Genomic DNA, 7,539 nt, shown 5'->3' on the forward strand with positions numbered 1-7,539 from the left:
AATGGAAAGGACAAGAATATGAGTTTGGCGTATGAAACGGGAACAGGGCCGTTTACACTGACGGCTGGAGCAGATTTAGAGGCAGACCGGCTGGTAAAGATTTCCACTCGCGGCTCGGTTGTGTATTGCGGCAACGGAGAAGTTCCGATTGGAATTGCCCGCAATGCGGCGGCCAGCGGTCAATCGGTCGCGGTGCAGCCGTTGACCGGCGGCGTTGTGCGGATTACAGGGGCCGGAGCCATTAGTGCCGGCGCGGCGATTTACTGTGCGGCCAACGGAAAAGTGGGTGGCAGCGGAACGGGCAAGGTCATCGGGTATGCATTGACCGACATTACCGCCGACGGCGGCAAAGGTGCAGCGGTGCTTACGTGGACGCCGCTGGTTGCCGCTGGTTGAAGCAGAGGAATAATTTTGACGAAAGGAATAAGCGATGAGACCGGAATCTGCAAGTGTAATTTTTCGCGATGACATTGCCGCGCTGGTGCAAGAGTACATGGACACCAAAGCGGCATCGAAGTTCATTGGGCGGCGAGCCGCTCCGCTGTTTGTTCATCCGTTATACGCTGGCGAGTATCCGATTTTTCGGAGAGACGCTTTTAAGAAGCGGACGGAAGATGCGAGAGCAGCTGATGGTCGGTACAATCGGATTATCGCCGAGTTTGGGCGCGGCACGTTTTCAACGGCCGACAGGGGCTTAGAAACGTTTGTCGACAAGCGAACCCAGAAGCGCTTTCTGCATTTGTTTGACGCAGAAGTGGCCGCCGCAAAGCCGCTGGTGCATCAAGTACTGATGGGCCACGAGGCAAGAGTGGCCTCCCTTTATGCATCGGCGCCTTTGACCGGACACAACGTAAGTGCCGCGTGGTCAAACTCTTCGACGGCTGTACCGCTGGATGATTTGCAGTCGGGGATTGATGCTCTTTCGGATGCCTGCGGATGTATGCCGGAAGACATTACGCTGATTATTCCACGCAAGGATTACCAAGAGATGATGCGTACAGCTCAAGTTTCGGACAAATGCAAATACACGTATCCCGGCGTGGTGCCGAGCATGCTGGCCCCGGATGAAGTGTCGGCGATGCTTCGCATCAAAAATGTCTTGGTAGGCAACAGTGCCTATGACAGCAAAGAAGAAGGGATTGCTGAATCGAACACGCAGTTTTGGACGCCTGGCGCCATTTATCTGGCTGTGCTGGCGAATGGGCCGGAAGACGATTTATCCGTTCCTTCCGCGGCGCGTACCATTGTCTGCGGTTCGCTCGAAGACGACTTGACGCTTGTCGATGTCGATGCGGTTGTCGACGACTTTTTGGTCATCGAGAGTTATGTCTCGGCAGAAACGCGCTCAACGGTGCTGCGAGTACGCGCCGAGTATGACCAGATTCTGCAAGTGCCGGATGACCCGGATTGTTTGATTTACAAGATTGTGAATGCGAGCAATTAAATGAGCAGGATCGCACTCTGGAATCAGACCGGCCGGCATTGACTCTGCCGGCCGATCTGAAAAGGAGCTTATATGGGCAATGGCATTGCAATTCATACGCGAACCCTTTTGAACCTGAATGAGGGCTCCAATTGGTACGCGAGAATCCTGAACGCTACGACCTTGCAGATATGGGATGGCGCCTCAAAAAAACTCTCTTCGGACGTGAGTTGGGCCGATAGTGCTTTGTCGATGACGAATGCGACGGCAACAATCGGCGGCTGGACGCTTACGCTGCCGGAAGAATTGCCGGCGGGGATGTATTACATCATATTCTACCAAAGCGCTTCTCCGTCGTCTTCCGACTCTCCGGATATGGCGGTGTACATCGAGTATCAGCGAGGCGTAGCTCGAATGATTTATAACCTATAATGCCTTCGTTCGATGACATTTTAGTATCGGAGTCCGAAAAATTTCTTCGCCTTTTCGGCGAGCCGGTTCTTTTAATTGCGCCCAGCGGAGAAGAGCGTGAGGTGTTGGCTGTTGTAGAGCGGAATCCGATCAGCCCGATGCCGAACGAGATGGGGACTTCTTGTACGATAGAGGCCGAGATGATGAACGATAATCAAAAAGGGTTGGCTGCGTCGGAGTTTGATTCGAACCAATGGCAGATTAAACTTCCGGTACGAGTAGGCGGAAGCAAACAAATCAGAACGATTAGTCATATTATTGCGCAAGACGCCGGGATGATACGCGTAGGGATTCGCTGATGGAAATACAAATCAAAATCGACAAAGACCAAATCAAGCAGCTTGAGAATCGGCTGGGCCGAGCGAAAAATCAGCTGCCGCGGGTTTTGGCCAGTGCGATTAACGATACAGTTCTGCAATTGAGAACGCGTCTTGTACGTGATTTGGCGGCTGACATTGGTTCGAAGATTTCGGCGGTTCGGCGACGAACGAGGGTGTCTAAGGCATCGGTGAGGACTCTTTCTGCTTGTTTATCGATAAGTCCAAGCCGCATCGGGCTGATTGATTTATATGCGAGGCAGACACCAAAGGGAGTTTCGTATCGAGCAGGCCGCGGCGGAAAGGGATTTGCCGAGCATGCGTTTATTCAAACGATGAGAGGCGGGTCTCTCCAAGTGGCCAGGCGTGTAAGCGGTCAAGGCCCCAGCGGACTTGTTCCGCGATACCCGATTGCGGTTCTCAAGGGCCCTTCGCCGGCAATGATTGAGGAGAAAGGGGGCTACCTGCCGGCACACAAACAGCAGGCCGCGGAGATTTTGAACAGTCGAATCAAGAGCAAGGTGGATTGGATTCTGAGCAAACGATGAAGAATCTATATGTTATTGGAGAAGCAGAATCGCCTGTAATGACCGGCGTGTATGTTTGGCGAGGAACCTTGTCGGGAACGCACGCTTGGTATCAGTGCGATTCGATTCGACGAATCTATTACGATGAAGGTCAATCACGGTGGTTGGCCTATAAAGACAATTCGCCGGAACCGCCGAGCATTTGGGCCGGGCCGGCGGAGTCCGAAATCGGACGTTATGTGCCGCTCAGCAACGCCAGCGGCAATATGACGATAAGAGTTTTGGGCTGCATTCCGGGCAAGATTCTTGTTCAAGGGTCTCTCAGCCCGGACGTTTCGGGCGAATATACGCTGACAAACTTTTTGACACCGATTTATCAAAAAGGGGCCTCGGATTATCCGAGGATTGAGTACAATAATATAGACAGGGGGTATCTTTTGATTCCGACGGAGGGGGACGGCTTTTGGCGGAAAATCGGGTATCGCGATGACGGCCCGTTAGGGGACTATACGGAGGCCCTCGGTGAGGGCCTGTCCGGCACGCCCTCGGTGAAAGAGGGGATGTTCGGCCAGCCGGTTATCGAATGCATTGCTCAAAAGATTCTATCGACGCTTCAAGGCGTGTTGGAATTAAACGGCTATTCTGTGTCTTTGACGGCACATCGGCCAACTCGGATTGACTGGCAAGACATCAATCCGCTGGATAAGCGGGCCATCCTGGTGGCTGAAGAGAACCGGGAATATGCAAGTCCCGCTGTAGGATGTGATGACCGTGTTCAGACGTACGGGATTTACATTCTGTCGCTGCCCTCTGAATCTGATCCAAGGGCGGCAGATGCGCACGCTAACCAGATTGCCGCCTCTGTTCACAAAGCGATTATGGCGGATTGGACGTGCGGCGGGCTGGCCGAAAATGTTGAATTGATACACGACAATCGCGCCGAGGCCCGAGAAGCGGAATGGCCAGGTGTGATTCTGAAGTACGACGTTCACTATCGTACAAAATTGGGAGACCCTTATTCACGTGTTTGAAAGAAGAGGCGAAAAATGGGAAGCGCAAGAAGGCGATTGCTGTTTATCACGTTAGAGTCGGAAAAGGGAGTGTGGACATTGCCGGATATTCCTGTGCTGGCCGAGGATTATGAGTTTACCCGAGCGACCGAACATTCTCCGGTAGCCGGCGGCGGCAAATATATCGGGCCGAACAATGTCGGCTCCCTCGAGCCGAATTTGGGAATCTGCAAATTCAAGGTGCGTTTCCGCAGCACTGGAAGTTCCGCTGCGATGAGTGCGGATTTGGCGGCTCTGCTTCAGGCGTGCGGGTTTAAAAAGACGAACGAGGTCTATACGTTCCCGACATCGAGCTGGTCTGACCAAAAAACGCTGTCGATAGCCAGTTATGAGATAATCGGCGGCAGTGCCCTGCATAAGGGCCTGTCGGGGGCGATGGGAACGTGCAAGTTTGTCAAAACGATTCCCGGGCAAAAATTAGAAGTGGAGTTTGAGTTTAAAGGAGTCTGGCGAGAAGTCTCGAAAGAATCAATTCCCGTTTCTTGGTCTCCGAACTCGATTGCAGGAATGAAGGCGTCTGCTTTTACGATTGACAGTGCCGCCAAAAAAATATCGAGTCTGGAAATTGACGGCGGCCAGTCGGTGGTGCCGGAACCAGACCCGAATGGAACAAACGAAGTGGCCAGTTTTATAATTGCCGATGTATCGCCGAAGATAAAAGTTGATCCAGAAACAGAGCTGCCGGACAGTTATAACTATGATTCTTTGTTTGAATCTCAAACGCCGGCGGCCATTCAGGCCGTCTTTGATGATGGAACCTACAAAGCTGTTTTTGCGATGCCGTCAGCGGAGATTATCCAGATTGAGAATAAAGACCGAGACGGGATTTATGCGTATGACTTAACGTACAGTCTAAACAACAGCAGCGGCGACGATGCCCTGACAATTACAATGGGAGCGGTCTAAAATGCCGATAGCACTTAATCCCAACAAAACATACTGGATTTCACTGGCTTCTGACGAAGACGCCTTGCCGGCGGAGGAACGGCCTGCGTTTGAATATCGGTACTTGACGTATGCCGAAACAATGGATTTTTCTGAGCGAATGACCGAATATGCAAACTGGGTTGAATCGCTTGGGAGCGGAAAAGAGCAGGCCAACGAACGCACGATGCAGCGGCTGCAGGAGTTATCCGCCCGCTTGATAGAAGCGGCAGGGTCTAAAATGGTTGGCTGGCGAAACTTGTATGATGACAAAGGAAAACCCATTGCTTTTGATAGGGAAAAATTGCCGGGCATCTGCACACTGGCTGAATTGATTGAACTGGTGCAGCGGCAGATGATGCAGCAGGGGCCGAGCGTGGAGGATAAAAAAAAATTAGAATCGCCGTTGCCCTGCAATACGGCCAGCTCTGCGACGGCGGCTGCGAGTGTGCCGACCCGCCGACAGACATAGAGCCGGCGGTGCTGCGATGTCCGGCCTGTGATGGAGTCGGCTGTGATTTTTGCGGCGATACGGGAGATTGCGTAATAAACAAGTGCCCGAAGAAGATGCTGGATAAAGAAACAGAATATGTTTTGGAGGCCGCAGAAATGTACGCGAAAGGATTGCCGCCGCTGCAAGGCGGAATGTTAGATCAATCTTTTTCGTTCATTCGAGCCGCCCGCTTGGTGTGGGCGGAAGAGCGCTTTTGGAAAAATAAATTAGGGATTATGGAATGAGTGTAAGCAAGTTAGACATTCATATTGCGGCGAAAGACACGGCCAGCCGAACCATCCTTTCGCTGCAAAAGTCGGTCGGATCACTGCATCGTTCGCTGGGGTCTTATGCCAGAGGCCTGCTCGGATTTTTCAGTGCGAGAAGTTTGGTACGAGGAGTTAAAACGTTTGCTCTGGCCGTTGCACAGCATAATGCGGCGGCGGAGCATGCTTTCGAAGGAATGAAGGGTGCGTTGGGTTCTGTCAAGGAAGAAGCAATGAATGCGTTCGCTCCTGTTTTTTATTCTGTTTTTGAGGGCATTCGAGGTTTTATAGAAACGAACAAAAAAGCCATAGTGAAATGGGCCCAATCGATATCTGGCGGATTTAGCGTGGCGATAACGCTCGCGAAAAACTTCAAAGATGTTCTTGCGCTCTCTCTTGATTCCATTATGCTGGCGGCGGTCAAAACATGGGAGGCGCTCAAGCACTTCTTTGTCAATGCCCTTCCAGAATATATGAAATGGTTTGGCCGCAACTGGAAGAATCTGTTTATAGATTCTTGGAATTTTCTAAAAACTGTTCTGCTCAATATGTACGAAAACCTGAAAAACTTTTTTACGGCTGTCTGGAACTTTTTGTCCGGCGAAGACTTCACCTTTCAATGGAGAGGTCTGCTGGAGGGCTTTGAATCGACATTAGAGGCCTTGCCGGAGATTGCAGAACGAAAGATAACAGATGTAGAGCGGGAGATATCAAGCCGAATTGCATCGAATCCTGTCTGGAGGAAACTGATTGAGTCCGGAAAGATGCCGGACATCCAAAAAGCCGCCGAAGAAGGCAAAGAGACAAAAAAGAAAAGCAGGATCGAAATCCGGAAAACTCAAAACGTTTTTGAATCCTTGACGGCCTATGGAGCGCCGGGCAAGACGTGGGATCAGCGAGCCGCCGAGGCCGCCGAAAAACAAAATGCGAAATTAGACAAATTGATCCGAATCCTGGAAAAGAACGAACGTCGTCGGGCCGGCGGGATTGCAGAGATCGAGATTTATCCAGCGATGAGGTAATCGGCAATGGCCTTTTTCGAGAAAGTCATTGAACTTTACGATGATTGCGGGGTCGATGACCAGCAGGAAGAACTGCATTCTTCTGGGACCCTGACGCGAACCTTTCGCGTGGTATTTGCAAAAAGTGTGACCATACCTAAAAAGCAGGTACTGGCTTTGTCGGCCTCGGCCAACGGCGTCAGCATTCCGCAGTTAAACGAAGAGCATCCGGAGGACTCAAGGTGGATTTGTCGGCGAAGGAGCGCTCGTCCGGAAGTAGGGGCTTTGCACTGGCGAGTGACCTGCACATACGAGTACAGCGAGAATCCGCTTGAGCAGGAGCCAAAAGTGGAGTTCCTCTTCGCGGAACACAGCGAAATTGTTGACGTGGATCGCGAGGGCAATGCGCTGTTGATGAGCAGCGGCGAGCCGCTTGACCCTCCCCTGGAAGAGCCCTTTAACGACCTCGTTATACGCATTACGCGCAACGAGGAGTCATTCGATCCGCTTTTGGCATCTCAGTACGTGGACACTGTGAACAGCAACACAATGATAATCAATGGGACATCCTTCCCTGCCTATACAATCAAGTGTGAGTCGATTAGTGCGTCAAAGTTCAAGTGGGGCTCTAAAACGCTCTGGGAAGTTTCTTACGAGTTTGTGGTTCGCACGGCCGCGAAGCCCGGAACGAGCGAGATATTCGGTTGGCGGCGAAGAGTGCTTGACCAGGGCTTTTACAAGCTTGAGAACGGAAAAAGAGTCCGCATCACGGATGCGAACGGAGAGCCGATTGTGTCTCCGAAACTTTTGAACGGAAGCGGCGGCGAGCTGCCGGAGCAAAGTTCGCCGTATTATCATTATTTCGAAACTAAACCCATGAAAGATTTTTCGGTCTTTAATTTTCAGTGGTAAGAATCAGTAAACAAAAACCTGTTTTGCTTTCTCGAGACGACGCGAAGCGTTTGGAGCGGACAAATCGAACGATAGAGCGTCGGGCGCCCGCGATGGAAAAGATGCGTTATCGCCGGCGCACAATCTTGTCGATGA

The 7,539-nt window shown here is 51.6% G+C and carries 11 protein-coding genes; all 11 read left to right on the forward strand.

The genetic code is table 11. The annotated features are described in order from the left end of the window. On the forward strand, nucleotides 1–396 hold a 396-nt coding region (locus PKY88_12765; protein ID HOQ06072.1), incomplete at its 5' end, for a DUF2190 family protein. 34 nt (nucleotides 397–430) lie between these two features. After that, on the forward strand, nucleotides 431–1,444 hold the full coding sequence (locus PKY88_12770) for a hypothetical protein (protein HOQ06073.1): 1,014 nt from the start codon (nucleotides 431–433) through the stop codon (nucleotides 1,442–1,444). Nucleotides 1,445–1,516: 72 nt separating this feature from the next. Then, a complete protein-coding gene (locus PKY88_12775) occupies nucleotides 1,517–1,855 on the forward strand; it encodes a hypothetical protein (protein ID HOQ06074.1) in 339 nt (112 codons plus the stop codon). After that, nucleotides 1,855–2,193 (forward strand): hypothetical protein, encoded by a 339-nt coding sequence (locus tag PKY88_12780; protein HOQ06075.1) that lies wholly within the window; start codon nucleotides 1,855–1,857, stop codon nucleotides 2,191–2,193. The genes PKY88_12775 and PKY88_12780 overlap by 1 nt, the downstream gene beginning before the upstream one ends. After that, nucleotides 2,193–2,759, forward strand: a complete 567-nt coding sequence (locus PKY88_12785; protein ID HOQ06076.1) for a phage tail protein — start codon at nucleotides 2,193–2,195, stop codon at nucleotides 2,757–2,759. Before PKY88_12780 ends, PKY88_12785 begins: the two co-directional genes overlap by 1 nt. Continuing rightward, nucleotides 2,756–3,769 carry a hypothetical protein gene (locus PKY88_12790; protein HOQ06077.1) on the forward strand — a complete coding sequence of 338 codons (1,014 nt, stop codon included), beginning with the start codon at nucleotides 2,756–2,758 and terminating at the stop codon, nucleotides 3,767–3,769. The genes PKY88_12785 and PKY88_12790 overlap by 4 nt, the downstream gene beginning before the upstream one ends. A 15-nt stretch (nucleotides 3,770–3,784) precedes the next feature. Beyond that, nucleotides 3,785–4,714, forward strand: a complete 930-nt coding sequence (locus tag PKY88_12795) for a hypothetical protein (GenBank protein ID HOQ06078.1) — start codon at nucleotides 3,785–3,787, stop codon at nucleotides 4,712–4,714. A 1-nt stretch (nucleotide 4,715) separates the two neighbouring features. Beyond that, complete coding sequence (locus tag PKY88_12800; protein ID HOQ06079.1) at nucleotides 4,716–5,204, forward strand: hypothetical protein; 489 nt, start codon at nucleotides 4,716–4,718, stop codon at nucleotides 5,202–5,204. 95 nt (nucleotides 5,205–5,299) lie between these two features. After that, nucleotides 5,300–5,470: a hypothetical protein gene (locus PKY88_12805; protein HOQ06080.1), complete on the forward strand. Its 171-nt coding sequence runs from the start codon at nucleotides 5,300–5,302 to the stop codon at nucleotides 5,468–5,470. After that, nucleotides 5,467–6,513, forward strand: coding sequence for a hypothetical protein (locus PKY88_12810; protein ID HOQ06081.1), 1,047 nt, complete (start codon nucleotides 5,467–5,469; stop codon nucleotides 6,511–6,513). The genes PKY88_12805 and PKY88_12810 overlap by 4 nt, the downstream gene beginning before the upstream one ends. A gap of 6 nt (nucleotides 6,514–6,519) precedes the next feature. After that, complete coding sequence (locus PKY88_12815) at nucleotides 6,520–7,404, forward strand: hypothetical protein (protein HOQ06082.1); 885 nt, start codon at nucleotides 6,520–6,522, stop codon at nucleotides 7,402–7,404. The last annotated feature ends 135 nt before the right edge of the window (nucleotides 7,405–7,539 follow it).

The sequence above is a fragment of the Anaerohalosphaeraceae bacterium genome (assembly GCA_035378985.1).
Classification (GTDB): domain Bacteria; phylum Planctomycetota; class Phycisphaerae; order Sedimentisphaerales; family Anaerohalosphaeraceae; genus JAHDQI01.